This window comes from Streptomyces sp. NPDC026672 (assembly GCF_040638185.1).
Taxonomy (GTDB): domain Bacteria; phylum Actinomycetota; class Actinomycetes; order Streptomycetales; family Streptomycetaceae; genus Streptomyces.
On record NZ_JBEZXS010000032.1, the window covers coordinates 24,912 to 50,591 of the forward strand.

Below are 25,680 nucleotides of genomic sequence, written 5' to 3' on the forward strand. Positions count from 1 at the left end.
GTCACACCGAGGACTGCGGGACGCCGGGGGTCACCTTGACCGCGTCGCGGCAGGAGTCGAGGAACGACTCGGCCTGCGGCAGCACCACGGCCGCGGACCGCACCCGGTGGTGCACCGGGTCCACACCGGGGGGCGTGGCCCCCTCGTCCCGCAGCGCGATCGCGGCCTTGCGCAGCTTCTGGCGGGCCTTGATGATCCCGCTGTCGGCGGGCACCAGCCGTTCCTTGCTGCGGTCGACGATCGGACCCATGCTCTCCTGGAGCGAGGCGTCCTGCATGGCGATGCCGGCCACGCCGGAGTAGGTCTCGCCGCGCTTCTGCGCCTCACGGTCGATCAGGTAGTCGTTGTCCATGTTGGCCATCGGCCGGAAGGTGCCCGGGATGTTCTTGCTGTGCACGCCGTGACCGTCGATCATGGCCTGCCGCTCGGTCTCGGTGAGCGCGCGCACCGGGTGGTAGTCGAAGGAGTACGTCCAGCAGTTCTCGTCGTCGATCGGCACCCAGAAGTGTCCGTGCACCGGGTGGTCGCCGCGCGGCGGGACCATGGTGAACGCGGGCATCACCCACGGCGTGATCCGCCAGTAGTAGTTGCCCTCCTCGGCGTTGCGCCGGGCCCCGACGAACAGCCCGCCGTCGCTGTCGGCGACCTCGAAGAAGGGCTTGGTGTCGTTGAGGTTGTACTCGTTGCCCTTGGCACCCTTGAACAGCGGGTCGGTCTTGAGGCCGCCCGAGTGCAGGAAGGTGACGTGGCTGGAGTCGATGCCGCCCTCGAACGCCTGGAGCCAGTTGCACTGCTGCCAGCGCTTGGAGGTGTAGGTCTGCTCCGGCGCGACGTGGACCCACTCGAACTCGGGCAGCGGCGGCTGGGTGGCCTTGTCGCCCATGTAGGTCCACAGCACGTCACCGATGCGCACCAGCGGGTACGAGGTGAGCTGGACGTTCTGGCAGAAGCTGCTGTTGTCGGACTCCGAGGGGACCTCGATGCACTGGCCGGTGACGTCGTACTTCCAGCCGTGGTACGGGCAGCGCAGGCCGGAGCCCTCGTTGCGGCCGAACCAGAGGGAGGCACCGCGGTGGGCGCAGAACTCGTCGACCAGTCCGTAGCGTCCCTCGCTGTCGCGGAAGGCGACCATGCGTTCGGACAGGAGTTTCACGCGGACGGGCGGGCAGTCGTTCTCGGGGAGTTCCTCGGCGAGCAGCGCCGGGACCCAGTACTGCCGGAACAGTTCGCCCATCGGCGTCCCCGGCCCGGTCTGGGTGAGCAGCTCGTTGATGTCTTTTCTGAGCACAGCCGTTTCCCTTTCAGGTACTGACCCTCCGGCGGGTCGTGCGCTTCGCTGCTGAGCGGGGGTGCGGAGGGGGACGGTCAGGGCTGGTCCGGGGGAATGTCGACGGTGAGCCCGCCGAGTTCCTGCGTGACGCGGATCTGGCAGGACAGCCGACTGGTGTCGCGCCGCTCGGCCACGGCCAGGTCGAGCAGGTCGTCCTCCATGTCGCCGGGCGGTCCGACGAGCGGCGCGAACTCCTCGCGCACCCACACGTGGCAGGTGGCGCAGGACTGGTTGCCGCCGCACTCCGCGACGATCCCGGGCACGCCGTTCTTCACGGCGGCCGCCATGACCGAGTCCCCGACCGTCGCATCGACGGTGTATTCGGGACCGTCACTGCCGACGAAGATCACCTTGGGCAAGGTCCCTGTTCCTCTCGCGATCGGCGGAATCCACTGCGAACGGGTACGCCGTCAGGCACCGTCCGTTCGGTGGTCTGTCCATTAGACCAGAATCTTCGAACACTGAACAAGAGACGGGACACGGGGTCACAATCGGCCGCATGCGAACGTTGATCCTGTTGCGCCACGGCGAGAGCGCGTGGAACGCCCGCAACCTGTTCACCGGCTGGACGGACGTCGGCCTGACCCCCTGGGGCGAGCAGCAGGCCCGCCGCGGCGGCCAGCTGCTGCGCGCCGCCGGCCTCACGCCCGTCGCGGCGCACACCTCGGCCCTCACCCGGGCCGTGCGCAGCTGCGCCCTCGCCCTGGAGGCGGCCGGCCTCACCGGCGTCCCCGTGACGGCGGACTGGCGGCTGAACGAGCGGCACTACGGCGCCCTCACGGGCCGGGAGAAGAGCGAGGTGCTGCGGGAGTACGGCGAGGAGCGGTTCCGGCTGTGGCGGCGTTCGTACGACGCGGCCCCGCCGCCGGCCGAGGACGCCCCGGACGACGTCGCGGGCGTCGCCGCGGACGGGGCGGCGTACGCGGGCGTGCCGCGCGCACTGCTGCCCCGCACCGAGTCGCTGGCGGACGTGACGGCGCGGCTGCTGCCGTACTGGCACGACCGGATCGCCCCCGGTCTGCGCGCGGGCAACACCGTGCTGGTCGTGGCGCACAGCAACTCGCTGCGGGCCCTGGTGGCCCACCTGGACGGACTCGGGCGGGACGAACTGCTCCACCTGGACATCCCCACGGCCATGCCCCTCGTGTACGACCTCGACGACCGCCTCGTGCCGCGGGTGCGGGGCGGGCGCTACCTCGACCCGAAGGCGGCCCGGGCGGCGGCGGCCGAGGTCGCGGACGAAGGTCATCGATCCTCACGTACGACTCGTTGACGCCCCATGGTGGTGGACTTATGGTTCTACCAATCCACCACCCCGACACCTGTCAGCGCAGGTCGTGTCACCCGAGCCGACCAGGAAGGGCCACCGAATGGCCAAGGACGCGATTGTCAACGACTCCCTGGCGGCGAAGTTCGCCACGGAGAAGGAATCCCCGTACACCCGCTGGGTCGCCGCGGAAGGGCTGGACATCATCGCCGCCCACTACGTGCCCGATCTGCGCACCGTGGAGCTGAAGCCGTGGGAACGGCGAGGCGGCCGCGGGGTGTTCATCAACCACGAGGCCACCCGCACCTCCAACGACTGCTACGTGTGCGAGATCCCGGCGGGCGGTAAACTCGCCCCGCAGCGGCAGCTGTTCGAGGAGATGGTGCTGATCCTCGAAGGCCAGGGCTCCACGCGGGTGTGGAACGACGCCGGTGCCTCGGTCACCTTCGAGTGGCAGGCGGGCTCCATGTTCGCGATCCCGCTCAACGCCCACCACCAGCACTTCAACGGCTCGGGCAAGAAGGCCGCGCGGTTCGTCTCCTCGACGAACATGCCGCCGGTCATCAACCTCTACGACGACCCGGAGTTCGTGTTCAACACCCCGCACGACTTCCCGGACCGCTTCGACGGCGAGCCCGACTACTTCGCCCCCAGGGGTGAGCAGAAGGGTCTGCTGCTCGACACCAACTTCGTGGCGGACGCGGTCAACCTGCCGCTGATCGAGGCGAAGGAGCGCGGCGCGGGCGGCGGCCACATCCGCTTCGCGATGGCCAAGGGCTCGATGAACAGCCACATCTCCCAGTTCCCGACGGCCACGTACAAGAAGGGCCACCGGCACGGACCGGGCGCCCACGTGATCATCCTCTCCGGCGAGGGCTACAGCCTGATGTGGCCGGAGGGCGAGGAGCCGCGCCGCTACGAGTGGGGCCCCGGCACCCTGATCGTGCCGCCCAACATGTGGTTCCACCAGCACTTCAACACCGGTGCGGAGCCGGGGCGCTACCTCGCCTTCAAGCACGAGGTGGTGTCGGTGCGCAACGCCCAGGGCGTGCCCAAGGCGTGGATCAGCCGGCGCATCGGCGGCGACCAGATCGACTACGCCGACGAGTCGCCGTACGTGCGCGAGACGTTCCGTGACGCCCTGGCCAAGCACGGGATGGAACCCCGGATGGACGCGGTCTACGAGGCGGAGCTGGCCACGCTCCCGCCGAAGCCGGACCAGTCCGCCACCGCCTGACCCCAGTCGACGTCCGTAAGGAGCGGGACCGTGCGGCACGCCGACGGAGACAGCCATGACCACGGGGTGCGCACGGTGTACTCGGCGTACGTCCCCGACCACGACCACATCCACGACGACGAGGCGCCCGAGGCGCTGGAGGACAACCCGATCTGGCGGCAGGACAACGTCACGCTGCGCAGCGTCGGGATGGACATCGGTTCCTCCGGCACCCAGGTCGTCTTCTCTCGCCTGCACCTGCGGCGCATCGGCGAGGACCTGACGAGCCGCTACATCGTGGTGCGCCGCGAGACGCTGCACCGCTCGCCCGTCGAGCTCACGCCGTACACCGACGACGAGTACATCGACGCGGCGGCGCTCGGCACGATCGTCGACACCGCCTACCACGCGGCGGCCGTGGACCCGGCCGACGTGGACACCGGTGTCGTCATCCTCACCGGTGAGGCGCTGCGCCGCCGCAACGCCGAGGCGATCGCCGGCGTCCTCGCCGAGCGCGGCGGCGAGCTGGTCAACGCGAGCGCCGGGCACCACATGGAGGCGATGCTCGCGGCGTACGGATCGGGTGCGGCGAAGACCTCGTACGACACCGGGCGCCGCATCCTCAACGTGGACATCGGCGGCGGCACCACCAAGCTCGCCGTGCTGGACGAGGGCCGGGTGACGGCGACCGCCGCGGTGCACGTCGGCGGCCGGCTCCAGGTGGTGGACGGCGCGGGCCGCATCGTCCGGCTCGACCCGGCGGGCGCCGCGCACGCGGCCCGCGCCGGGTTCGCCTGGAAGACCGGGGACACCGCGCACGGCGCCGAACTGGACCGGGTGGCGGAGGCGATGGCCGACGCCCTGGTGGCCGCGGTCACCGCCGGGCCGCCGCCCGAGGACGTCCGCTCCCTGTACCTCACCGACCCGCTGCCCGGCCTCGACGGGATCGACGGGGTGATGTTCTCGGGCGGGGTCGCGGAGTACGTGTACGGCCGCGAGGAGCGGGACTTCGGCGACCTCGGCCGCCGGCTCGGCCACGCGCTGCGGCGGCGCGTGGACGGGGGCGCGCTGCCCTTCCGGCTGCTGCCGGCCGGCGAGTGCATCCGGGCGACCGCGCTGGGCGCCTCGGAGTACAGCGTGCAGCTCAGCGGGAACACGGGCTTCATCACCGATCCGGGCGCGCTGCTGCCGCGGCGCAGCCTCCAGGTCGTCCGCCCCCTCTACGAACTCGGCGAGGCGGTCGACGCGGAGGCGGTCGAACGGGCGGTGCGCGGGCGGCTGGTCGCGCTGGACGTGGCCACGCGGCCGGAGGAGGACGTGGTCCTGGCGCTCACGTGGAGCGGTCTGCCGAGTCACGAGCGGCTGCTGCCGTTCGCCCGCGGCGTGCGCGACGCCGTGGCCGAACGGACCGCGCTCGGCAGACCCCTGTACGTGGTGCTCGACGGCGACGTGGCGCTCACGCTCGGCCGGCTCCTGCGCGAGGAGCTGGACGTCGGCGTGGAGCTCCTCGTCATCGACGGGATCGGGCTGCGGGACTTCGACTACGTCGACATCGGCCGGCTGCGGCATCCGTCGAACACCGTGCCGGTGACGATCAAGTCGCTCGTCTTCGGGCTCGATCCCGACGGGGACGCGGCCCCGCCGGAGTCGGCACACGCACCACAACTGTGAACCCGGGCGACCCCACCCCGTAACGATAGGGTAAATCTCTCGTCCCGTGGTTAGACCATAAGACCGTTCCTGCTGTTTCATGCAGGAACCCGGCACACGGACGGACGCGCATCGCGGCCGATCGCCGACAGGCTCCCCCTCTCCCCGCGTCGGCGCGGTCGCACCCTCCCCCACGCGTCGTGCCCTTCCGTCCGCCCCCACGAGCCAACCGCCTCGTCCAATGGAGTGTGCGATGCGTAACGGTGCTCTTCCCGCCGGCCTGCTGGCCGCAGGCCTCCTCCTCACCGCCTGCGGCGGCTCGCCCACCACGGCGGGCTCGGCCGGTTCCGCCCCCGACAAGAACCCGTACGCCGCCTACGAGTCCCTGAGCGGCAAGGCGCGCACCGACAAACTGCTCGCCGACGCCAAGAAGGAGGGCGGAACACTCGACCTCTACACCTCGAACACCGACATCCAGGACCTCGTCGACGGCTTCCAGAAGGCGTACCCGGGCATCAAGGTGCACGCCTTCCGGGCCAACTCGGAGACGGTCCTCCAGCGGGCGCTCCAGGAGAACGAGGCCAACAAGCCGCAGAACGACGTCATGGACACCAACGACCTCGAACTGCGCGCCCTCGACTCCCAGCACCTGCTGCACGCCTACCAGGGCGCCGCGCTCGCGGACCTGAAGGACGCGGCCAAGGGCCTCGGCGGCTGGACGGCGGAACGTTTCAACGCCTTCGTCGTCGGCTGGAACACCAACGAGGTCAAGAAGGGCCAGGAGCCCAAGGACTTCGCGGACTTCGCCGACCCCAAGTGGAAGGGCAAGCTCGCCGTCGAGGTCGGCGACTGGGACTGGTACGCGTCGATGCACACGTACCTCACCGACGTGAAGGGCATGAGCACGGCCGACGTCGACGCGCTGTTCACGAAGATCGCCCGCAACGTCAAGGTCACCAAGGGCCACACCGTGCAGGGCGAACTGCTGAGCGCGGGCAACTTCGCCGTGGCCCTGTCGGTCTACAGCCACACCATCGACAAGGCCGCCAAGAAGGGCGCCCCCGTGGCCTGGCGGCCCGTCGTCGAACCGGTGATCCTGCGCCCCAACGGCATCGCCCTGATGGCCCGGCCGCGGCACCCCGCGGCGGCGCTGCTGTGGACCGACTGGGTCCTCACCGCGGGGCAGAAGATCATCGCCGAGTCGCTGCGCATCCCGGCGGCGAAGAACGTGCCCGGCTACAAGGACCCGATCCCGGCCGGCACCACCACCTACGCCCTGTCGAAGTCGGCCGAGACCGACACCAAGAAGTGGAACGCCGCCTACGACGCCCTGTTGCGCGGCGTCCCGGCTGCGGGCTGAGCACCGCCCCCCTTTTCGCATCTCTTCCAGGAGAGCACCGCATGAGGACCCGTCACACCACCCTCGCCCTGTCCGGACTGCTGGCATCGGCCCTCGTCGCCGGCTGCGGAGGCGCGGTCACCACCAACTCCTCCTCCGGCGGCAAGGCGTCGGACGTCTACCAGCAGATCGCCGACCTCCCCAAGGACCAGCAGCGCGCGAAGGCCGAGGAGCTGGCGAAGAAGGAGGGCAGAACGCTCTCCCTGTACACCTCGATGACCGCGGACATCGCGACCCCGGTCGCCCAGGCGTTCGAGAAGAAGTACGGCATCCACGTCAGCGTCTTCCGCGGCAACTCCGAGACGGTGCTCCAGCGCACCCTCCAGGAGGAGAAGGCCGGCAAGCCGGGCGCCGACGTCGTCGAGACCAACTTCCTCGAGATGACCGCCCTGACCGACAACCACTACCTGACGCCCTTCAACGGCTCCGCGCTCGACGCGGTCGAGCCCTCCGCCAAGTTCCAGGACTGGACGGCCAGCCGCCTCAACGTGTTCCAGCCCGCCTGGAACACCGACCTCATCAAGCCGGGCGACGAGCCGCAGAGCTGGGAGGACCTGGCGCTGCCCAAGTACAAGGGCAAGGTGACGCTGGAGGTCAGCGACAGCGACTGGTTCGAGAACGTCACCAAGTACTGGCTGGACCACGGCAAGAGCCAGGCCGAGGTCGACCAGCTGTGGAAGGGCATCGTCGCCAACTCCAAGGTCGCCAAGGGCCACACGACGATGATGCAGTTCCTCACCGCCGGCCAGACGCCGATGGAGGCGATGAACTACACGTACATCACCGACCGGGCCGCCGAGCAGGGCGCCCCCGTCACCCATCTGCCCGCGAGCGGCGTCTCCAAGATCCCCGCCTTCCCGCGCCCCAACGGCGTCGGCATGATCAAGGACGCCAAGCACCCGGCCTCCTCCTGGCTGTTCTACGACTGGCTGCTGACCGACGGCCAGAAGGAACTGGTCAAGCTCGGGCTCACCCCGGTCACCAAGGTCCCCGGCGACAAGAGCCTCAAGGGCATCACCCTGGTCCCCTTCGACGTCGAGGGCCTCAGCAAGAACGGCGACGCCTGGGACAAGAAGTACGACGCACTGCTGCGCGGTGTCGCCAGCGTGGGGAAGTGAGCGCCGATGTCCGTCATGCCCGCACCGACCACCTCCCGTGACGACGGCCCCGACCCGGGGCACGGCGTCTCGCCCCCGCCGCGCGGCGGGGCGGCCACCGGCCGGCTCGTGCGGCTGCTGCGCCGTCCGCTGTCCCTCCAGGGCCTGCTCGTCGGCGGCGCCGTCATCGTCGTGGGGTACCTCGCCGTGGTGCCCCTCGGCTACCTGATCCACGACACGTTCCTCAGCTCCGACGGGCAGGGCGTCTCCTTCGGGGCGTTCTCCCGGGCCTACGGGGGCAACTCGCAGTCCGGCGAGATGCTGCTCAACTCCCTCTGGTTCGCCCTCGGTTCGGCCGCCCTCGCACTGGTCCTCGGCACCGCCCTGGCCTACATCCAGGTGCGCACCGACACCCCGTTCAAGGGCCTGTTCTTCGCGGCCTCCCTGGTCCCGCTGATCGTGCCCGGCATCCTCTACGCCACCTCGTGGATCTTCCTCGGCGACCCGTCCAGCGGCATCCTCAACTCCCTCGTGTTCAAGCCCCTGTTCGGGTCCAGCCCGATCAACATCTACAGCGTGTGGGGCATGATCTGGGTGCAGGGCCTGCATCTGGCGCCGGTCGCCTTCCTGCTCATGGTGGCCGCGTTCCGCGCCATGGACCCCTCCCTGGAGGAGTCCGCGGCCATGTCCGGCGCCTCCCGGCTGACCGTGCTGCGCCGGGTGACCGTCCCGCTGCTGCGCCCCGCGATGATCTCCGGCGCACTGCTGATGTTCGTGCAGTCCCTGGAGAGCTTCGAGGTCCCCGGACTGCTCGGGCTCCAGAACGGCATCTACGTCTTCACCAGCCGCATCTACTTCGTGCTGCGCGCCTACCCCGTCGACTACGGCGCCGCCGGCGCCTACGCCATCGGGCTGCTGGTGATCGCCGCCGCGGGCGTGCTGTTCTCCAGCTGGCTCCAGCGCTCCTCGCGCAACTTCCAGACGGTCACGGGCAAGGCGTTCCGGCCCCGCCCGGTCGAACTCGGCCGGGCCCGGCCGTTCATCGGCGCCGGCGTGATCCTCTACTTCCTGGTCACCGTGGTGCTGCCGGTCGCCGTCCTGGTCTACGCCTCCCTGCTGAAGTACTACGCGGCGCCGACCCGCAAGACCTTCAGCCAGATGACGTTCGCCAACTACCGCGCGGTGTGGAACCAGCCGCTGGCGTTCACCGCGCTGAAGAACTCGCTCATCGTGGGCATCGGCGCGGCGACCGCGGTGATGATCCTGACCTCGATCGTCTCCTGGGTGGTGCTGCGCACCAGGGCGCCGGGCCGCCGGCTGCTCGACATGCTCGCGTTCACGCCCATCGTCATCCCCGGCCTGGTCCTCGGCCTCGCGCTGTCGTTCGTCTATCTGCGCACCCCGCTGCCGATCTACGGCACGCTGCTGATCCTGCTGATCTCCTACTGCACCCGCTACCTCCCCTACGGCATGCGCTACGCGTCGTCGGCGATGGCACAGATGTCCCCGGAGCTGGAGGAGTCCGCCGCGGTCAACGGCGCCTCGTGGTTCCAGACCTTCCGGCGGGTCCTGCTGCCCCTGATGAGCGGCGGCATCCTGGCCGGCTGGGTCTACATCCTCGTCGTGTCCTTCCGCGAACTGTCCAGCACGATCCTGCTCTACAGCCCCGGCAAGGAGGTGCTGTCGGTCCTGATCTGGGAGCAGTTCGAGAACGGGCAGTTCACCACCCTCGCCGCCCTGGGCGTCTGCATGGTCGTCCTGCTCTTCCTGCTCGTCTCCATTGCCTACCGCTTCGGCGCCCGCTTCGGGCTGCAGAACGACTCCGCGAACTGATCGAAGGGACCTTCAGCGATGTTGACGGTCGAATCCCTCAAGAAGAGCTACGACGACACCTCCTCCCGCAGGTCGAAGCGCGCCGACGAAGGCACCCGGACGTACGCGGTCGGCGGGGTCGACTTCGAGGTCCACGACGGCGAGCTGTTCACGCTGCTCGGCCCGTCGGGCTGCGGCAAGACCACCACCCTGCGCTCGGTCGCCGGTCTGGAGCGCCCCAGCGCGGGGCGGGTCACCCTGGGCGGCCGGGTGCTGTTCGACGACAAGGAGGGCATCAACGTCGGGGCCAACCGGCGCGGGCTCGGCATGGTGTTCCAGTCGTACGCGATCTGGCCGCACATGTCGGTGTTCAAGAACGTGTCGTTCCCGCTGGACGTGATGCCCCGCGCCAAGCGGCCCGGACGCAAGGAGATCGAGGACCGGGTCAACGAGGTCCTGGAGGTCATCGAGCTGGGCGCCTACGCCTCCCGGCCCGCCACCAAGCTCTCCGGCGGCCAGCAGCAGCGCCTCGCCCTGGCCCGCGCCCTGGTGACCCGGCCCGAGCTGATGCTGCTCGACGAGCCGCTGTCCAACCTGGACGCCAAGCTCCGCGAGAACATGCGGTTCGAACTCAAGCGGCTCCAGCGGGAGCTGAACCTCACGGCGATCTACGTGACGCACGACCAGGCCGAGGCACTGGTGATGTCGAGCCGGATCGCGGTGATGAACCAGGGCCGCATCGAGCAGATCGGCAAGCCCCGCGAGATCTACACCAAGCCGGCCACCCGGTTCGTCGCCGAGTTCATCGGCACCTCCAACTTCGTGGAGGCCAAGGTGACCGCGGTGCGCGGCGACGAGGTGGAGGTCGACACCGCGCAGGGCCGGCTGATCGCGCAGCAGGTCGAGAAGGTGCCGGTCGTCGGGGACACCGTGCTCATCTCGATCCGCCCGGAGTGCGTGGACCTCACCCGCGAGCGGCGCGGCAACGTGCCCAACGAGTGGTCGGGCACGGTCCTGACCCGCGCGTTCATGGGCGACGTCGTCGACCACATCGTGGGCGTGGGCAGCCTGGAGATCCACAACCGGTCCAACCCCACGCTGTCGATCCCGCCCGGGACCGAGGTGCACTTCTCCGTCGCCCCGGACAAGGTGACCCTGGTCCCGGTCGACTGATCGATGGCGCTTCCCCAGGTACTGCGCAACCGGGACTTCGCCCTCTACTGGGGCGGTGTCGTCCTCTCCCAGATCGGGACCAGGGGCGCCGTCGCCGCCAACCTCTACCAGGTCTACCAGCTCACCGGTTCCACCGCCCAGGTGGGACTGGTGGGCCTCGCCCAGGCGGTGGCCCTGCTGGTGCTCTCCCCGGTCGGCGGGATCTACGCCGACCGGCTGGACCGGCGCCGGCTGCTCCAGGTCACCCAGTGCGTGGCCCTGCTGGTGTCGGCGGCGCTCGCCGTGATCACGCTGGCGGGCGCCGCCACCGTGTGGGCGGTCGTCGTCTCCTCGCTGCTCGCGACGGCGGCGGCCACCTTCGACCAGCCCGCGCGGCAGGCGCTCATCCCGGCGATGGTGCCGCGCGAACGGCTCGTCGACGCCTTCGCGCTGCTCAATCCGTCGCGTGAACTGGCCGTGCTGGCAGGCCCGGCGTTCGCGGGCGTCCTGATCGCCGTCGGCGGCCCCGGCGCGGTCTACGTCTTCGACGCGGTCACCTATGCCGCGCTCGTCCTCGTGCTGGCCCTGGTGCGGGTACCGCCGCTCAACGCCGACACGGAGCGGCGCTCGCTGTGGCACAGCATGCGCCAGGGCGTGCGGTACGTCGCCGAACGGCCCGTGGTCTGGCAGCTGATGGCGCTGGACATGACCGCCACGGTGTTCGGCGCCTACCGGGTGCTGCTGCCCGCCTTCGCGGCCCACGTCCTGCACGTGGGCCCGACCGGCTACGGTCTGCTGTCCGCCACTCCCTCGGCGGGCGCGCTGATCGGGTCGGTGTGGGTGTTCCGGCTGGTGCGCACCGCGCGCGCCGGACGGATCGTGCTGTGGGGCACGGCCGCGTACGGGCTCGCGGTGGTCGGGCTCGCACAGTCGCGGACGTTCCCCGTGGCGGTCGTCGCGGCCCTCGCGCTGGGCGCCGCGGACGCGGTGGCCACCACCGTGCGGCACGCCGCCGTCCAGGTCGAGACACCCGACGAGCTGCGCGGCCGGGTCTCGGCCATCTACCAGATGTGTTCGCGCGGCGGGCCCGCGATCGGCGACTCCCTGATGGGTGTCGCGGCCGGCGCCCTCGGCCCCGTCGCGGCGCTCACCCTGGGCGGTCTCGTGCCGTCCGCCGTGTCCGCGGTGAGCGCGCTGCGCAGCCGCACGGTGCGCGAGTACAGCGTCCCGGGACCCGAGCCCGCCCCCTCGTCCTGAACCTCCGAACTCCGCCGGTACTTCCAGGTACGTCCTGCTGTCGGGAGACATGTTGAGTACACACACCACGACCGGGGTCACCCACTACCACGTGCAGAAACGACGACGCGCCGCCTTCATCGAGGAGTGGCGGGGCAACCACCGCACGGTGGCGGCGCTGGAGGACGTCGTCATGCACCCGACCGAACGCGGCAGCCGGGTCGGCGTCTACGTCGGCGCCGACGGCGACCGCCCGACCCGCACCATGGACGCGCTCGCCCACGAGATCGACCCGGGCGTGACGACGACCGTCCACCGGCACTCCTGGGACGCCATGGTGTTCGTCGTGGCCGGCTGGGGCTGGACCGAGATCGACGGCAAGCGGATCGACTGGGGTCCCGGCGACTCCCTGCACCTGCCGGCCTGGGCCTGGCACCGCAGCGGCAACGAGGGCACGGAGACGGCGCGTTACCTCACCTTCTCCAGCTCGCCGCTGCTGGAGACCATGGGCATGGCGGTGCTGGAGGACGCCGGGCACACTCCGGTCGCGCAGCTCGCGCCCCGGCCCGCGTTCTCGCCGGGCCGCGACGGCGCCGACCCGTACGCGACCCGGCTGCGGCGGCTGGCCCGCGACCAGGAGGGCCGCCGTTCGGGCCGGCTGCACACCAGCTGGGACGAGCTGGAGCTGCGCAACACCCCGCGCGGCACCCGCACCACGTTCCTGCTGGACCGCGCGATCGGCTACCAGGCGTCCGGCATCACCATGGCCATGTTCGAGATCGGCCCCGGCCGCGCCCAGTCGATGCACCGGCACCCCGGCGAGGCGTGGCTGTACGTCGTCGAGGGCAGCGGCGAGAGCTATCTGGGCACCGAGCCGGAGGGCGGCGAGCGGCACCCGTGGAAGAAGGGCGACATCATCGTCGTCGACCACTTCCTGTGGCACCAGCACATCAACTCGCACCCGGAGCAGACCGCCAAGGTGGTCCGCATCCACATGTTCGACAGCCTGCTGGAGACGATGCGGGCGCTGTGCGATCCGCTGGTGCTGTTCGAGGAGCCGCCGGACCACATCCGTGACGCGCAGGCCGGTGACCCGTCGACCATCGAGTGGCCGGCGCTGACGCGCCCCACCTGGCCGTGAGCGGAGGACGTACGCGGTGAGCAGCGCACTGCCGCACGGCGTGGCCGGGATCCACGTCCTGCCCGCCGACCACCACGACGGCCCGTGGGACTCGGTGATCGTCGATCTGCGTGTCAAGGAGCGACTGCTCGCGACCGCCGTCCTCGTGCTCCGGCACGGGCGGCGGCTCGCGGGCTCGCCCGTGGCCCCGCACGGTCTGGTGGTGCTCGCGGGGCCGCCCGGCACGGGCAAGACCACCCTGGCCCAGGGGCTCGCGCAGGCCGTGGCGCGCACCCTGGCCCCGCACGGATCGACCACGCTCGTCGAGGTCGACCCGCACGCGTTCCCCAGCGAACTGCTCGGCGAGAGCCAGCGGTCGGTGTCCCGGCTGTTCCGGGAGACCCTGCCGGAGCTGGCCGCGCGCCGCCCGCACACCCTGGTCCTGGTGGACGAGGTGGAGGCACTGGCCGTACGGCGGCACTCGGCGTCCTTCGACACCAACCCGGTGGACGTGCACCGGGCGACGGACGCGGTGCTCAGCGGTCTCGACGTGCTGCGGGCCGAGCGCCCGGGCACGCTGCTGGTCGTCACGACGAACTTCGCGGAGGCCGTGGACGACGCGTTCCTGTCCCGGGCCGACCTCGTGGTGCGCACGGAGCTGCCCGACGAGTCGGTGGTGCCGCGGATCGTCGCCGACTCGCTGGGCTCCCTGGCCGCCCAGTGGCCCGAACTGACCGTGCTGGCGGACGACACCGGGCTGCACCGGCGGCTCGGCAAGCTGCTGGCCGGGCTGGACGGGCGGCGCATCCGCAAGACCGTGCACGGCGCCCTGGCCCTGCGCCTGGAGACGGCGCGCGAGCCGGGTCTGCTGGGCGCGGACGACCTGGTGACGGCCGCGGAGGAAGCGGCGGCCGAGGTGGCGCGGGCCCGTTCCTGACCTTCGCGGCCGTACCCGCGCACAGGCTTCGGCCCCCACAGCCGCCGCACAGGCTTCGGCCCCCACACCCTCGGTCCGGTGTGGGGGCCGAAGCGGCTCATGCGTCAGGCGGTCGGCGCCTCGTACTCCGGCGCGTCCTCCATGAAGTGCACCGTGTCGTAACCGAGGTGCTTGAAGACGCGGTTCTGCGCGGACAGCAGCCGCAGCGGCGTGCCGTCGTAGGAGAACAGCTGGCAGACGTGGTTCTGCGGCACGTACAGGGTGTCGCCCTTGGTGATCTCGTACCGGGTGGGCTCCACCGCCACCCGGGCGTAGTACTTCTCGGCGATCTCCGCCTCGACCTCCCACTGGAGGGCGTAACCGCTGCCTTCGAGGACGTAGTACACCTCGTCGGCCATCTTCCAGTACTTGCCGGAGCGGCTGCCGGCCGGGATGTCCAGCTCGAAGGCGTCGACGGAGAAGATGCGGGCGTCGGTGCGCTCCGGGGAGGACATCACACGGACGCGGCCGAGCGGGGTGTTCTCCCAGGTGGTGTCGGCGACACCGATGACCTTCTTGCGGTCGAGGACACCGGGCGTCCAGATCCGCGACCAGTCCTCGCGGGGCCCGAACTCCTCCTCGCGCTCGATCGGGCCGCTGCGGCCCTGCTGCCACAGGCCCATGAACATCCAGGTGCTCTTGGCCTTCACGACGAGGGCGGTGGCGGTCTCGTCGTAGGGGTTGAAGTGGCGGTGCACGGAGTCGGTGTGGACGAAGACCAGGTCGTCCTTGGTCCAGTCGTAGCGCTGGTCGTCGTGGATCTCGTAACCGCGGCCCTCGAGGATGTAGAAGGCCGCCTCGTTCTGGTGGCCGTGGCCGTGGTTGCTGGACTGCGGTGGCAGTTCCACGAAGTGGACCTGGATGGTCTGGGTGAGGAAGTCCTCGTCCCCGGGGCCCACCCGCCACCACGTCCGGGACTTCTCGCTGTCGCCGGAGTGGGCCACCTTCGCGTCGTCGACGACCACGGAGTCGTCCCGGACCCGCTGCACCGCCAGTTGCCTGCGGCGGAACTCACCGAGTCCGTACGTCTCCGAGGTCAGCCCGCGGACGAAGACTCGCCCCTTCTTGCCCATGGTGCCTCCTGTGCTGGCCGAAGCCTTCCGATCACTGACCTGATGGTCTAACCATAATGCCTTCGGCTGAGGCACAAAAGAGTCCCGGGCCCACCGGACCCGGGACCGCCCTCACCGCCGGCACGGCGGACTCATGTGGCGCTGCCGTCCGCCTTCACCCGGGACGCCGTGCGCCGCAGATGCGTACGCATGATCTCCGTGGCGGCCACGGAGTCGCGTTCCGCGATCGCCTCGACGAACCTGCGGTGCTCCTTGGAGCCGCGCTGCCCCATCTGCGGCTCGACGCTCTGCGCCTCGCGCAGGCTCATCAGCAGGGGGCCGTGGAAGGACTGGACGAGCATCTCGACGGCCGCGTTGTGGGTGCAGGCGGCGACCCGGGTGTGGAAGTCGGCGGACATCTCCATGTCGTAGGTGCCCTTCTTCACCGCCTCCGCGTGCTCGTCGCACAGGGCGCGCAGCGCGTCGAGGTCCTCCTCGGTGGCGCGCTCGACGATGAGCGGCACGATGCCCAGCTCGAACACCAGCCGCGCCTCGGTGACCTCGGCGGCGGTCACGGGCGAGAGCGACAGCAGGTCGGCGAGCCCCTCGCCGACCCGGCGGGAGGAGGGCGCCGTCACGAACGCGCCGCCCCGGGCGCCGACCCGGATCTCGACCAGACCGCTGGCCTCCAGGCTGCGCAGCGCCTCGCGCACGGTGACCCGGCTCACGCCGAACTGCACGCACAGTTCCCGTTCGCTCGGCAACCGGTCGCCGGGCTGGAGCCGTTCCTCCTTCAGCAGCAGCCGGATCTGATCGACGATCAACTGGGAGACGCGGCTCGAGGAGACGGTCTTGAACAGGCCCTCGGGCGCGGCGGGACGCTTGGCGGAGGTCTCGTCTGCGGTCTCGGCACGCTGGGGCCGAGTGGGTCGCGATGGCATGAACGCATTGTCCCATGGTCAAGGGCTTCGTTGACGTGCGCTTGCGCAATGGCTTAAAGTCATACCAACAGACCATTAGCACGCAAGTCGGCTCGCCGAGGAGGTCCGCACGGTGGGAAACCCGGACGTCGAGACGCTGCGCGAACGGGTCGCCCTGGCCTGTCGCGTACTGGCGGTCACCGGTCTCGTCGAGCACATCCTCGGCCATGTCAGCGCCCGCACCGGGGCGGACTCGCTCCTGGTGCGCGGGCGCGGGCCCGAGGAGCGCGGACTCGCCTTCACCGTCGTGGACGACGTCCGGGAGGTCGGCCTCGACGGCGCCGGGGACCACCCGGAAGAATGGCGTGCGCCCACGGAACTGCCCATCCACACCGAGGTCCTGCGCGCCCGCCCGGAGGTCACGGCCGTGGTGCACGCACACCCGCCGGCGGTGGTCGCCGCGTCCGTCGCCGACCTCCCCTGGCTCCCCCTGGTGGGCTCGTACGACATCCCGGCCGCCCGGCTCGCCCAGGACGGCATCCCCGTGTGGCCGCGCTCCGCGCTGATCCGGCGTCGCGACCTGGCCGAGGAGATGACCGACGCGCTCGGGGACCGCCCCGTCGTGGTGCTGCGCGGGCACGGACTGGTCTCCGTCGGCACCGGCGAGCCCGCGCACGCGGTCGCCGAGGCGGTCACCCGGGCCCTCGCGGTCGACTCGCTCGCCCGGATCACCCTCGCCGCCGCGGCCACCGGCGCCGCGCTGCGGCCGATTCCCGACGAGGACATCGCCGAGCTGCCCGACCTGGGCCCGGCGTTCAACGTCGCGTCGATGTGGCGCCACCTCGCCGCCCGCGCCGAGCACGAGGGGCCTGGCACGCCGCTGCGTCCCTGACCGGCCCATACGCCCCGGTGGCCGTTTTGCCTCCGGGGCAACTCCGCGTGCCCATATTCTCGCCCTGTGTGAGGACGACGTAACTCCGCTTTATTCCGGATGACTTGGTCCGGTAATCGCCGCTGGCTGAAGTAATGCCCACACGCAGCGGCGAGGTGGCAGGAACCTCGGCGCCCGGCATGGAGGATGTCATGCCCGAGATGTATTTCGACGTGCGCTGGCCCGACGGTGCGACCGAGCGCTGCTACTCCCCCTCCACCGTGGTCGAGGACTGGTTCACCGCGGGCGGCACCTACGAACTGGCGGACTTCGTCCAGCGTAGCCGCACCGCGCTCGGCATCGCGGGGGAACGGGTGAAGGAGAAGTACGGCTTCTTCTGCACCGGGGCCGCGGGCCAGCTCGCCCGGATCGAGGAGACCGCCCGCGCCCACGCGTCCGACACCGGCGCGCGGGTCACCGTGGTGGCGCTGCTCGACGCCGACGGGACGGTGCGATGAACCTCGCCGGAACCCACCGCACGGTCGCCGTCGTCGGCGGCGGCCAGGCCGGCCTCTCCGTCAGCCACTGCCTCGCCGAACGCGGCGTCGACCACGTGGTGCTGGAGGCCCACCGGGTCGGCCACGAGTGGCGCAGGCACCGCTGGGACTCGTTCTGCCTGGTCACCCCCAACTGGCAGTGCAGACTGCCCGGCTTCCCCTACCGGGGCGACGCCCCGGACGGCTTCATGGTCCGCGACGAGATCGTGCGCTACCTGGAGGAGTACGTCGCCCACTTCCGGCCCCCGCTGGTGGAGGGCGTCTCGGTGACCCGGCTGCGCAGGTCGGTCACCGGGGTCTTCGAACTCACCACCACCGCGGGCGAGTTCACCGCCGATCAGGTGGTGGTCGCGACCGGCCCGTACCACGCGCCGAGGATCCCGCGCAGCGCCGAGCGGCTGCCCGCCGGCGTGCGGCAGGTCCACTCCCGCGACTACCGCAGCCCGGACGCCCTGCCCGCGGGCGCGGTGCTCGTGGTGGGCACCGGGCAGTCCGGCTGCCAGATCGCCGAGGACCTGCACCTGGCCGGCCGCGAGGTGCACCTCGCCGTGGGCAGCGCGCCGCGGGTCGCCCGCCGCTACCGGGGCCGCGACTGCGTGGCCTGGCTGGACGAGATGGGCCACTACGGCAGGTCCGTCGACGAGTTCGGCGACGCCGACGCGGTGCGCATGCGCGTCAACCACTACGTCACCGGGCGCGACGGCGGCCGCGACATCGACCTGCGCGCCTTCGCCCGCGACGGGATGCGGCTGTACGGGCGGCTGACCGGTGTCGCCGGGGCCGCGCTGGAGTTCGCCGACGACCTCCGGGCGAACCTGGATCGCGCGGACGCGGTCGCCGAGGGCATCAAGGACGCCATCGACGCCCACATCGCCGCGCGCGGCGTCGACGCGCCCGAGGAGGCGCGGTACGTGCCCGTGTGGGAGCCGCGCGAGCAGCCCCGCTCGCTCGACCTCGACGAGGCCGGCGTCACCACCGTCGTCTGGGCGACCGGCTTCGCCCGCGACCACCGCTGGATCGAGGCACCCGCCTTCGACGGACGCGGCTACCCCATGCACTGGCGCGGGGTGACCGGCGTCCCCGGTCTGTACTTCCTGGGCCTGCCCTGGCAGCACACCTGGGGCTCCGGCCGCTTCGAGGCGGTGGGCAGGGACGCCGAGTTCCTGGCCGGTCACATCGACGCCTCCCGCCGTCTCGCCGACGTGTGCGGCACCCTCACCGGTGCGCCCGCCGGCCTGTCCGCCGCCCTTCCCGTCGGCTGAGAGCACCCATGGTCTTCGACGCACACCGCCACATCGGTGTCCTGCCCGCCTTCCCCTTCTACGGCGGACCCCCCGTCCACCCCGACACCACGGCCCGCGCCACCGTCAAACAGCTGATCGCCGACCTCGACGCCGAGGGCACCGAACGCGCCCTGGTCATCCCGAACTACGGCGTCCCCGACCCCGACGTCGCCTTCGGCCTCAACGACCTGGCGCTGGAGGCCGCCCAGAGCGACGACCGCATCCGGGCCGGGCTGTGGGTCTCCCCGCGCCCCGAGGACGAGCACCGCACCGAACGCGCGCTGGCCCTGGCCCACGAGGACGGCGTCCGGGCGCTGAAGCTGAGCTTCCTGCTCGGCGGGCGCCCCACGGACCCGGCGTGCCGGCCGCTGCTCGACCGGATCTTCGGCGAGGCGGCCCGCCTCGGACTCGTCGTCCATGTGCACACCTCGCCCGGCGCGGCCTCCGACATCGACGAGGTCGGCCTCCTGGTCGACCGGTACGCCGACGACACCGCCGTGCACCTCGTCCACTTCGGGGGCGGGATGAGCGGGCACATCAAGCTCGTCGGCTCCCGGTTCTTCGACTGGATCGAGGCCGGCAAGCGCGTCTACACCGACCTCTCCTGGGCCATCGGCTTCGCACCGTACTGGCTGGCCCGGGAGATCGAGCACCGCGGCATCGGACACGACCGGGTGCTCTTCGCCAGCGACCAGCCGTGGGGCGACTTCACGGGCGAGTACGCCCGGATGGCCGCCGCGACCGGGGGCGGCGAACTGGGCGAACTCGTCTTCCGCGACACGTTCGCCGCGCTCTACGACTGACCACGCAACCGCCCTTCCCCCTCTGCAAGGAGACAGCCATGGCCGACACCGTCGAGCTGACCGAGGTCGAGCAGAAGTCGCTCGCCGAGATCCCCCACCCCTCGCTGCCCGAGGGCTCCAGCATCTACGGCTCCACGAAGGTCTTCCCCGACTACCAGGCCGAGGACGGCGAGACCTACTTCACCCTCGTCCACGGCATCGCCCACGAGTCGTCGGTGTCCTTCGTCGCCGTCCTCCAGGCGACCCGCGCGCTGCGCAAGGGCTTCGAGACCGCGATCTACTTCTACGGCCCCGGCTCCCTCAACTGCCTGGCCACGCGCGGCTTCCCGACCACCGGCAACTCCGCCTTCCCCGGCGAGCACAACATCAACAACCAGCTGAAGACGTTCATCGCCGAGGGCGGCAAGGTCTACTGCTGCCGGTTCGGCCTCTCCCTGCACGGCGCCCGCGAGGAGGACCTCATCGAGGGCGTCATCCCCACCCACCCCCTCGACGTCCAGGACGCGCTGATCCACTACGCGCGCAAGGGCGCCGTCATCAACTCCACGTACCAGCTGTGAGGAGGCCGGAATGAGCGTGCGCACCGGCTCTGCGGCGGTGGATGTGCGGATCACGACGCGTGCCGAACTCGCCCTGCGCGGGGTGGCGTTGGACGCCCCTGTGTGCAGGCCGGACGGCGCGGGACCCAGCGACGACGGCCATGTCCTCGTCGACGGGGCCGGTGCCGCGCTCCCCCGCAACCCCGACAGCCCCTATCACGTCCGCGACGGCCGGGTCTGGCTCGGCGACGAGGACACCGGCCTCACCCTGCGGACCGTGGACCGGCCCCGGTTCTACGACCTGACCACCGCCGACGGCACCCCCTACGAGCACATCGCCCGGCTGCACGGCGCCGACGTCCTCGCCACCACCGTCGTCCAGACCTGTGTCCGCTACGCCGAGGCCGACCGCTGCCGCTTCTGCACCATCGAGGAGTCCCTGCGCGCCGGCGCCACGGTCGCCGCGAAGACCCCGGAGCAGCTCGCCGAGGTCGCCGAGGCGGCCGTACGGCTCGACGGGGTGCGGCAGATGGTGATGACCACGGGCACCACCACGGGCCCCGACCGGGGCGCCCGCCATCTCGTGCGGTGCGTGCGCGCCGTGCGGCGGGCCGTGCCCGGTCTGCCGGTCCAGGTGCAGTGCGAGCCGCCCGGCGACCTGTCCTGGCTCCGCGCCCTGCACGACGCGGGCGCCACCGCCGTCGGCATCCACGTCGAGTCCCTCGACGAGGAGGTGCGGCGGCGCTGGATGCCCGGCAAGTCCACGGTCCCGCTGAGCGAGTACCGGGCCGCGTGGGACGAGGCGGTGCGGGTCTTCGGCGCCAACCGCGTCTCCACGTACCTGCTCGTCGGGCTCGGCGAGGACCCCGACGAACTCATCGAGGGCGCGGGCGGGTTGATCGAGCGGGGCGTCTACCCGTTCGTGGTGCCCTTCCGCCCGATGGGCGGCACGCTCGCCGCCCGCGACGGGGTCCCGGCCCCGGACGCCGCGCTGCTGCGGTACGTCACCGAGGGGGTCGCGCGCAGGCTGCGCGCCGCCGGGATGCGCGGCGCGGACCAGCGGGCCGGATGCGCGGCGTGCGGGGCGTGCAGCGTGCTGCCCGCGGCCGGCGGGTGAGCGGCGTGTTCCTCGACGGGGACGCGCCGGCCCGGGTGCGGGACGAGCCGTTCGACGTGCTGGCCCTGCTGGGCGACCGCAGCACCCTGGCCCGCAGGCCCGCCTTCCGCGTCGAACAGGCCGACGGCGGGCGGGAGTCGACTGCCTACCGCCGGCTGCGCCGGGAGACGTTCGTGGACGAGCAGCGGCTGTTCGCCCACGACGACGCCGACGACCGGGACCTCGATCCGCGCACGGTCGTGCTGGTCGCGCTCGCCCCGGACGGCACGGTGATCGGGGGCGTGCGGCTCGGCCCGGTGTCCGACGGGCCCGACATCGGCTGGTGGCAGGGCGGGCGCCTGGTCGTCGCGCCGGGCGCCCGCGGGGTGCAGGGCGTCGGCGCGGCCCTGGTCCGGGCGGCCTGCGCGCGGGCGGAGGCCGAGGGCGCTCTCCGCTTCGACGCGACCGTGCAGGCCCGCAACGAGGTCCTGTTCCGGCGGCTCGGCTGGCGTCCGGTGCGCGCTACCACGGTGGCGGGCGCACCGCACGTGCTGATGCGCTGGCCGATCGGCCGGCTCGCCGCCCATGCCGCGGCCGCCAAGTCCGCGCTGGGACCGCTGCTTTCGGCGCTCGCGCCGGGCGGCGCCGGTTTCGTCGGGGACGACGGGGCGCCCGTCCCGGACTCCGACCTGATCGCCGCGTGCGACGCGATCGTGCCGTCGATGGTGGAGCGCGACCCCGAGTGGGCGGGCTGGTGCTCGGTCCTGGTCAACGTCAACGACCTGGCCGCGATGGGCGCTTCGCCGCTCGGCCTGCTGGACGCGGTGGGTGCCAGGGACGCGGCGCACGCCTCCCGGGTCCTCGCCGGACTGGGGCGCGCGGCCCGCGCGTACGGGGTGCCGGTGCTCGGCGGGCACACCCAACTCGGTGTCCCCGCCGCCCTGTCGGTGACCGCCCTCGGCCGCGCCGGCCGTCCGGTGCCGGGCGGCGGCGGCCGTCCCGGGCACCGGGTGCGGCTCACGGCGGACCTCGGCGGCGGCTGGCGCCCCGGGTACGGGGGCCGTCAGTGGGACTCGACCAGCGGCCGCCGTACGGACGAACTGCGGGCGATGACGGGCGCGGTGGCCGCCGGGCGGCCCGCCGCCGCCAAGGACGTGTCCATGGCCGGGACGGTCGGCACCCTCGGCATGCTCGCCGAGGCGAGCGGCTGCCGCGCCCTGCTGGACATGGCCGCCGTACCGCGCCCGGCGGGAGCGGCGATGGGCGACTGGCTGACGTGCTTCCCGGGGTTCGCGATGCTCACCGCCGACGTCCCCGACGCGCCGCCGCTGCCCGCCGGACCGGCCACGGGCGCCGTGTGCGGCGAACTCACCACAGGAGAAGGCGTCGGGCTGCGCTGGCCCGACGGAGACATCACCGAGGCGGTCACCGCCACCGTGACCGGAATGGGGACCGCATGACCACCCTGCGCATGGCGGCCGCGGCCGCCGGGTTCGGCCGCGACCTGGAGGAGGACTTCGCGATCGCCGAGCGGCTGATCGAGGAGGCCCGGGCCGGGGGCGTACGGCTGCTGGCGCTGCCGGAGGCGTGCCTCGGCGGCTACCTGCTGAGCCTGGACGACCCCGGCGCGCTCGACGCGGGCCCGCCCGCGCTGTCCGTGGACGGCCCGGAGATACGCCGGCTGGCGGCGCTCGCCGGGGAGTTGACGGTCGTGGCCGGCTACTGCGAGGCCGCCGGTGACGGGCGCCGGTTCAACAGCGTCGTGTGCGTCACCGGGGACGGGGTCCTCGGCAACCACCGCAAGGTGCACCAGCCGCTGAGCGAGGACGCCAGTTACTCCTCCGGGGACCGCTTCCGCGCCTTCGACACCCCGGTCGGGCGGCTCGGCATGATGATCTGCTACGACAAGGCGTTCCCGGAGTCGGCGCGGGCCCTGGCCCTGGACGGCGCCGAGATCGGGGTGTGCGTGTCCGCGTGGCCGGGGTCCCGCACCAACGCCGCCGCGGACTTGGCGGAGGACCGCTGGAAGCGCCGGTTCGACCTGTTCGACCGGGCGCGGGCGCTGGAGAACCAGATCGTGTGGCTGTCGGCCAACCAGGCCGGTTCGTTCGGGTCGCTACGCTTCGTCGGCAGCGCCAAGGTCGTCGACCCGGGCGGCGACGTGCTCGCCGACACCGGGGTGACGGCCGGCCTCGCCGTCGCCGAACTCGACGTCGCCGAGGCCCTGGAGACCGCCCGCCGGTCCATGGGGCACCTGCGCGACCGGCGCCCCGACACCTACACGTTCGCAGGAGCACTCACCGCATGACCACCGTCAGGATCGCGGCCGCGGCCGCCCACTTCGGCCGCGACCTGGAATTCGACCTGGCGAGGATCGCCAAACTCGTCGACGACGCCCGCGCGGCGGGCGCCGGCCTGCTGGTCCTGCCCGACGCGGCGCTCGGCGGCTACCTCGCCGACCTGCGCCGCCCCGACCCCGAGGCGCTGCCCCCGGCGCTCAAGCCCGACGACCCGGTGATCCTCCGGGTCGCCCGGCTGGCCGCCGAGATGGTGGTGTGCGTCGGCTACTGCGAGGACGGCGGCACCGACCGCTACAACGCGGCCGTCTGCGTCAGCGGCGACGGGGTCCTCGGCAGGCACCGCAAGGTGCACCTGCCGGCCGGGGAGGTCGCCGCGTACGCGCCGGGCGACCGCTTCGACGCCTTCGACACCCCGGTCGGGCGGCTCGGCATGCTCATCGACTACGACAAGACCTTTCCCGAGTCGGCGCGTTCGCTCGCCCTGGACGGCGCGGAGATCCTGGCCTGTCTGTCCGCGTGGCCGACCAGCATCACCAACCGCGCCCCGCGCATGGCGCAGGACCGGCAGGCCCGGCTGTTCGACCTGTACGACCAGGCGCGCGCCGCCGAGAACCAGGTCGTGCTGGCCTCCTCCAACCAGACCGGCGCGATGGGCGGCATGCGCTTCCTCGGCCAGGCGAAGGTGGTCGGGCCGGGCGGTGACGTGCTCGCCCGCACCTGGTCCAAGGCCGGGCTCGCCGTCGCCGAGGTCGACGTCGCCGCCGAACTGGACCGCGCCCGCCGGGTCCTGCGCCATCTGGACGAGCGCCGGCCCGCCGCCTACCGGGAGACCCTCGCATGAAGATCGCCCTGCTCAGCTACTCCACCAAGCCGCGCGGCGGGGTCGTCCACACCCTCGCGCTGGCCGAGGCGCTCGCGGCGCTCGGCGAGGACGTCACGGTGTGGACGCTCGGCCGGGGCGGCGACACGGGCTTCCACCGCCCGGTCGATCCCGCGGTACGGCTGCGGATCGTGCCCTTTCCCGACGGTCCGGAGCGGGAGACGGTGGGCGAGCGGGTGCTGCGCTCGATCGAGACCCTGCGCGCGGCCTTCGACCCGGCGCCGTACGACGTCGTCCACGCGCAGGACTGCATCAGTGCCAACGCGGTGGGCCGCTGCGTGCGCACGGTGCACCACCTCGACCGCTTCACGACGCCCGAACTCGCCGCCTGCCACGAGCGGGCGATCGTCGAGCCGTACGCGCACGTCTGTGTCTCGCGGTCGGTGGCGGACGAACTCCGCGCGGGCTGGGGGCTGGAGGCGCGGGTGATCCCCAACGGGGTGGCTTACGACCGGTTCGCCGGCGCCGATCCGGCCGGGGCCGCCGAGTGGCGTGCGCGGCTGGGCCGTTACGTCCTCACGGTCGGCGGGATCGAGCCGCGGAAGGGGTCGCTCGACCTGCTGGAGGCGTTCGCGCCGCTGCGGGCGGCGCGGCCCGGGGTGCGGCTGGTGGTCGCGGGCGGGGAGACGCTGTTCGACTACCGCGACTACCGGGCGCGGTGGGAGGCGCGGGCGGTGGAGCTGGGGGTGGAGCCGGTGGTGCTGGGCGCGGTGGCGGACGACGTGCTGCCGGCGCTGGTGGCGGGGGCCTCGGTGTTCGCGTTCCCGTCGCTGAAGGAGGGGTTCGGGCTCGCGGCGATGGAGGCGCTGGCGGCGGGTGTGCCGCTGGTCGTGCGGGACCTGCCGGTGCTGCGCGAGGTGTTCGGCCCGGCGGCCCGCTTCGCGTCCACGCCGGAGGGCCTGGCCGAGGAGCTGGCGGCGGCGATCGGCGCGGACGATCCGGTGCGGCGGGCGGCGGGCCGTTCCCTCGCGGCCGGGCACACCTGGGAGTCGGCGGCGCGTGCACACCTGGAGTTCTACCGCTCCCTGTGAACCGGGTTCACAGACGATCCCGTGCCATGGCCGGTCCGCGCCATCGCCCTGTGAAGTCGGTTCACACCGGTTTCCCCGGTCCGCGGTGCCCCT

Annotated in this window: 24 protein-coding genes; 20 read left to right on the plus strand and 4 right to left on the minus strand. The window is 72.0% G+C overall.

All coding sequences use genetic code 11. From position 1 onward, the window contains the following. Position 1: 1 nt before the first annotated feature. Both AB0F77_RS30620 and AB0F77_RS30625 read right to left on the minus strand, forming a co-directional pair. A complete protein-coding gene (locus AB0F77_RS30620) occupies positions 2 to 1,288 on the minus strand; it encodes a Rieske 2Fe-2S domain-containing protein (RefSeq protein ID WP_361954941.1) in 1,287 nt (428 codons plus the stop codon). A gap of 77 nt (positions 1,289 to 1,365) precedes the next feature. Further along, on the minus strand, positions 1,366 to 1,680 hold the full coding sequence (locus AB0F77_RS30625; RefSeq protein WP_361954997.1) for a 2Fe-2S iron-sulfur cluster-binding protein: 315 nt from the start codon (positions 1,678 to 1,680) through the stop codon (positions 1,366 to 1,368). Between the two features lie 149 nt (positions 1,681 to 1,829). Here AB0F77_RS30625 and AB0F77_RS30630 point away from each other — a divergent pair, with 149 nt between their 5' ends. From AB0F77_RS30630 to AB0F77_RS30675, 10 genes are all read left to right on the plus strand, one after another. Beyond that, on the plus strand, positions 1,830 to 2,603 hold the full coding sequence (locus tag AB0F77_RS30630; protein ID WP_361954942.1) for a 2,3-bisphosphoglycerate-dependent phosphoglycerate mutase: 774 nt from the start codon (positions 1,830 to 1,832) through the stop codon (positions 2,601 to 2,603). Between the two features lie 97 nt (positions 2,604 to 2,700). After that, complete coding sequence (locus tag AB0F77_RS30635; RefSeq protein WP_361954943.1) at positions 2,701 to 3,834, plus strand: ethanolamine ammonia lyase-activating protein; 1,134 nt, start codon at positions 2,701 to 2,703, stop codon at positions 3,832 to 3,834. A gap of 30 nt (positions 3,835 to 3,864) precedes the next feature. After that, entirely contained in the window at positions 3,865 to 5,484 is a 1,620-nt protein-coding gene (locus AB0F77_RS30640) for an ethanolamine ammonia-lyase reactivating factor EutA (RefSeq protein WP_361954944.1), read from the plus strand. 232 nt (positions 5,485 to 5,716) lie between these two features. Then, complete coding sequence (locus tag AB0F77_RS30645) at positions 5,717 to 6,823, plus strand: extracellular solute-binding protein (protein WP_361954945.1); 1,107 nt, start codon at positions 5,717 to 5,719, stop codon at positions 6,821 to 6,823. A 41-nt stretch (positions 6,824 to 6,864) separates the two neighbouring features. After that, positions 6,865 to 7,980, plus strand: a complete 1,116-nt coding sequence (locus AB0F77_RS30650) for an extracellular solute-binding protein (protein ID WP_361954946.1) — start codon at positions 6,865 to 6,867, stop codon at positions 7,978 to 7,980. A gap of 15 nt (positions 7,981 to 7,995) precedes the next feature. Continuing rightward, positions 7,996 to 9,792, plus strand: coding sequence for an iron ABC transporter permease (locus AB0F77_RS30655; RefSeq protein WP_361954947.1), 1,797 nt, complete (start codon positions 7,996 to 7,998; stop codon positions 9,790 to 9,792). Positions 9,793 to 9,810: 18 nt separating this feature from the next. Beyond that, entirely contained in the window at positions 9,811 to 10,944 is a 1,134-nt protein-coding gene (locus AB0F77_RS30660) for an ABC transporter ATP-binding protein (RefSeq protein ID WP_361954948.1), read from the plus strand. A 3-nt stretch (positions 10,945 to 10,947) separates the two neighbouring features. Then, on the plus strand, positions 10,948 to 12,180 hold the full coding sequence (locus AB0F77_RS30665) for an MFS transporter (protein ID WP_361954949.1): 1,233 nt from the start codon (positions 10,948 to 10,950) through the stop codon (positions 12,178 to 12,180). A gap of 49 nt (positions 12,181 to 12,229) precedes the next feature. Then, complete coding sequence (locus tag AB0F77_RS30670) at positions 12,230 to 13,300, plus strand: cupin domain-containing protein (protein ID WP_361954950.1); 1,071 nt, start codon at positions 12,230 to 12,232, stop codon at positions 13,298 to 13,300. 16 nt (positions 13,301 to 13,316) lie between these two features. Next, a complete protein-coding gene (locus tag AB0F77_RS30675; protein WP_361954951.1) occupies positions 13,317 to 14,216 on the plus strand; it encodes an AAA family ATPase in 900 nt (299 codons plus the stop codon). Between the two features lie 104 nt (positions 14,217 to 14,320). Here the strand turns inward: AB0F77_RS30675 and AB0F77_RS30680 are convergent, their stop codons facing one another. Both AB0F77_RS30680 and AB0F77_RS30685 read right to left on the minus strand, forming a co-directional pair. Beyond that, positions 14,321 to 15,328, minus strand: coding sequence for a cupin domain-containing protein (locus tag AB0F77_RS30680; RefSeq protein ID WP_361954952.1), 1,008 nt, complete (start codon positions 15,326 to 15,328; stop codon positions 14,321 to 14,323). Between the two features lie 131 nt (positions 15,329 to 15,459). Continuing rightward, positions 15,460 to 16,248: a FadR/GntR family transcriptional regulator gene (locus AB0F77_RS30685; protein ID WP_361954953.1), complete on the minus strand. Its 789-nt coding sequence runs from the start codon at positions 16,246 to 16,248 to the stop codon at positions 15,460 to 15,462. A gap of 112 nt (positions 16,249 to 16,360) precedes the next feature. Between AB0F77_RS30685 and AB0F77_RS30690 the strand changes: the two genes are divergently transcribed. The 10 genes from AB0F77_RS30690 to AB0F77_RS30735 all read left to right on the plus strand — a co-directional run bounded on the left by AB0F77_RS30690 (position 16,361) and on the right by AB0F77_RS30735 (position 25,587). Beyond that, positions 16,361 to 17,119, plus strand: a complete 759-nt coding sequence (locus AB0F77_RS30690; protein WP_361954954.1) for a class II aldolase/adducin family protein — start codon at positions 16,361 to 16,363, stop codon at positions 17,117 to 17,119. Between the two features lie 191 nt (positions 17,120 to 17,310). Next, entirely contained in the window at positions 17,311 to 17,616 is a 306-nt protein-coding gene (locus AB0F77_RS30695; protein ID WP_361954955.1) for an MSMEG_0570 family nitrogen starvation response protein, read from the plus strand. Continuing rightward, positions 17,613 to 18,917, plus strand: coding sequence for an MSMEG_0569 family flavin-dependent oxidoreductase (locus tag AB0F77_RS30700; protein ID WP_361954956.1), 1,305 nt, complete (start codon positions 17,613 to 17,615; stop codon positions 18,915 to 18,917). The genes AB0F77_RS30695 and AB0F77_RS30700 overlap by 4 nt, the downstream gene beginning before the upstream one ends. Before the next feature lie 8 nt (positions 18,918 to 18,925). Then, positions 18,926 to 19,741 (plus strand): amidohydrolase family protein, encoded by an 816-nt coding sequence (locus AB0F77_RS30705; protein WP_361954957.1) that lies wholly within the window; start codon positions 18,926 to 18,928, stop codon positions 19,739 to 19,741. A gap of 38 nt (positions 19,742 to 19,779) precedes the next feature. Further along, on the plus strand, positions 19,780 to 20,301 hold the full coding sequence (locus AB0F77_RS30710; protein ID WP_361954958.1) for an MSMEG_0572/Sll0783 family nitrogen starvation response protein: 522 nt from the start codon (positions 19,780 to 19,782) through the stop codon (positions 20,299 to 20,301). A 10-nt stretch (positions 20,302 to 20,311) separates the two neighbouring features. After that, positions 20,312 to 21,397: an MSMEG_0568 family radical SAM protein gene (locus tag AB0F77_RS30715; protein WP_361954959.1), complete on the plus strand. Its 1,086-nt coding sequence runs from the start codon at positions 20,312 to 20,314 to the stop codon at positions 21,395 to 21,397. After that, a complete protein-coding gene (locus tag AB0F77_RS30720; RefSeq protein WP_361954960.1) occupies positions 21,367 to 22,836 on the plus strand; it encodes an MSMEG_0567/sll0787 family protein in 1,470 nt (489 codons plus the stop codon). The genes AB0F77_RS30715 and AB0F77_RS30720 overlap by 31 nt, the downstream gene beginning before the upstream one ends. Next, positions 22,833 to 23,684 carry a carbon-nitrogen hydrolase family protein gene (locus tag AB0F77_RS30725; protein ID WP_361954961.1) on the plus strand — a complete coding sequence of 284 codons (852 nt, stop codon included), beginning with the start codon at positions 22,833 to 22,835 and terminating at the stop codon, positions 23,682 to 23,684. The genes AB0F77_RS30720 and AB0F77_RS30725 overlap by 4 nt, the downstream gene beginning before the upstream one ends. Beyond that, positions 23,681 to 24,517 carry a carbon-nitrogen hydrolase family protein gene (locus tag AB0F77_RS30730; protein ID WP_361954962.1) on the plus strand — a complete coding sequence of 279 codons (837 nt, stop codon included), beginning with the start codon at positions 23,681 to 23,683 and terminating at the stop codon, positions 24,515 to 24,517. Before AB0F77_RS30725 ends, AB0F77_RS30730 begins: the two co-directional genes overlap by 4 nt. Continuing rightward, on the plus strand, positions 24,514 to 25,587 hold the full coding sequence (locus AB0F77_RS30735; protein ID WP_361954963.1) for an MSMEG_0565 family glycosyltransferase: 1,074 nt from the start codon (positions 24,514 to 24,516) through the stop codon (positions 25,585 to 25,587). Before AB0F77_RS30730 ends, AB0F77_RS30735 begins: the two co-directional genes overlap by 4 nt. Positions 25,588 to 25,680: the final 93 nt, after the last annotated feature.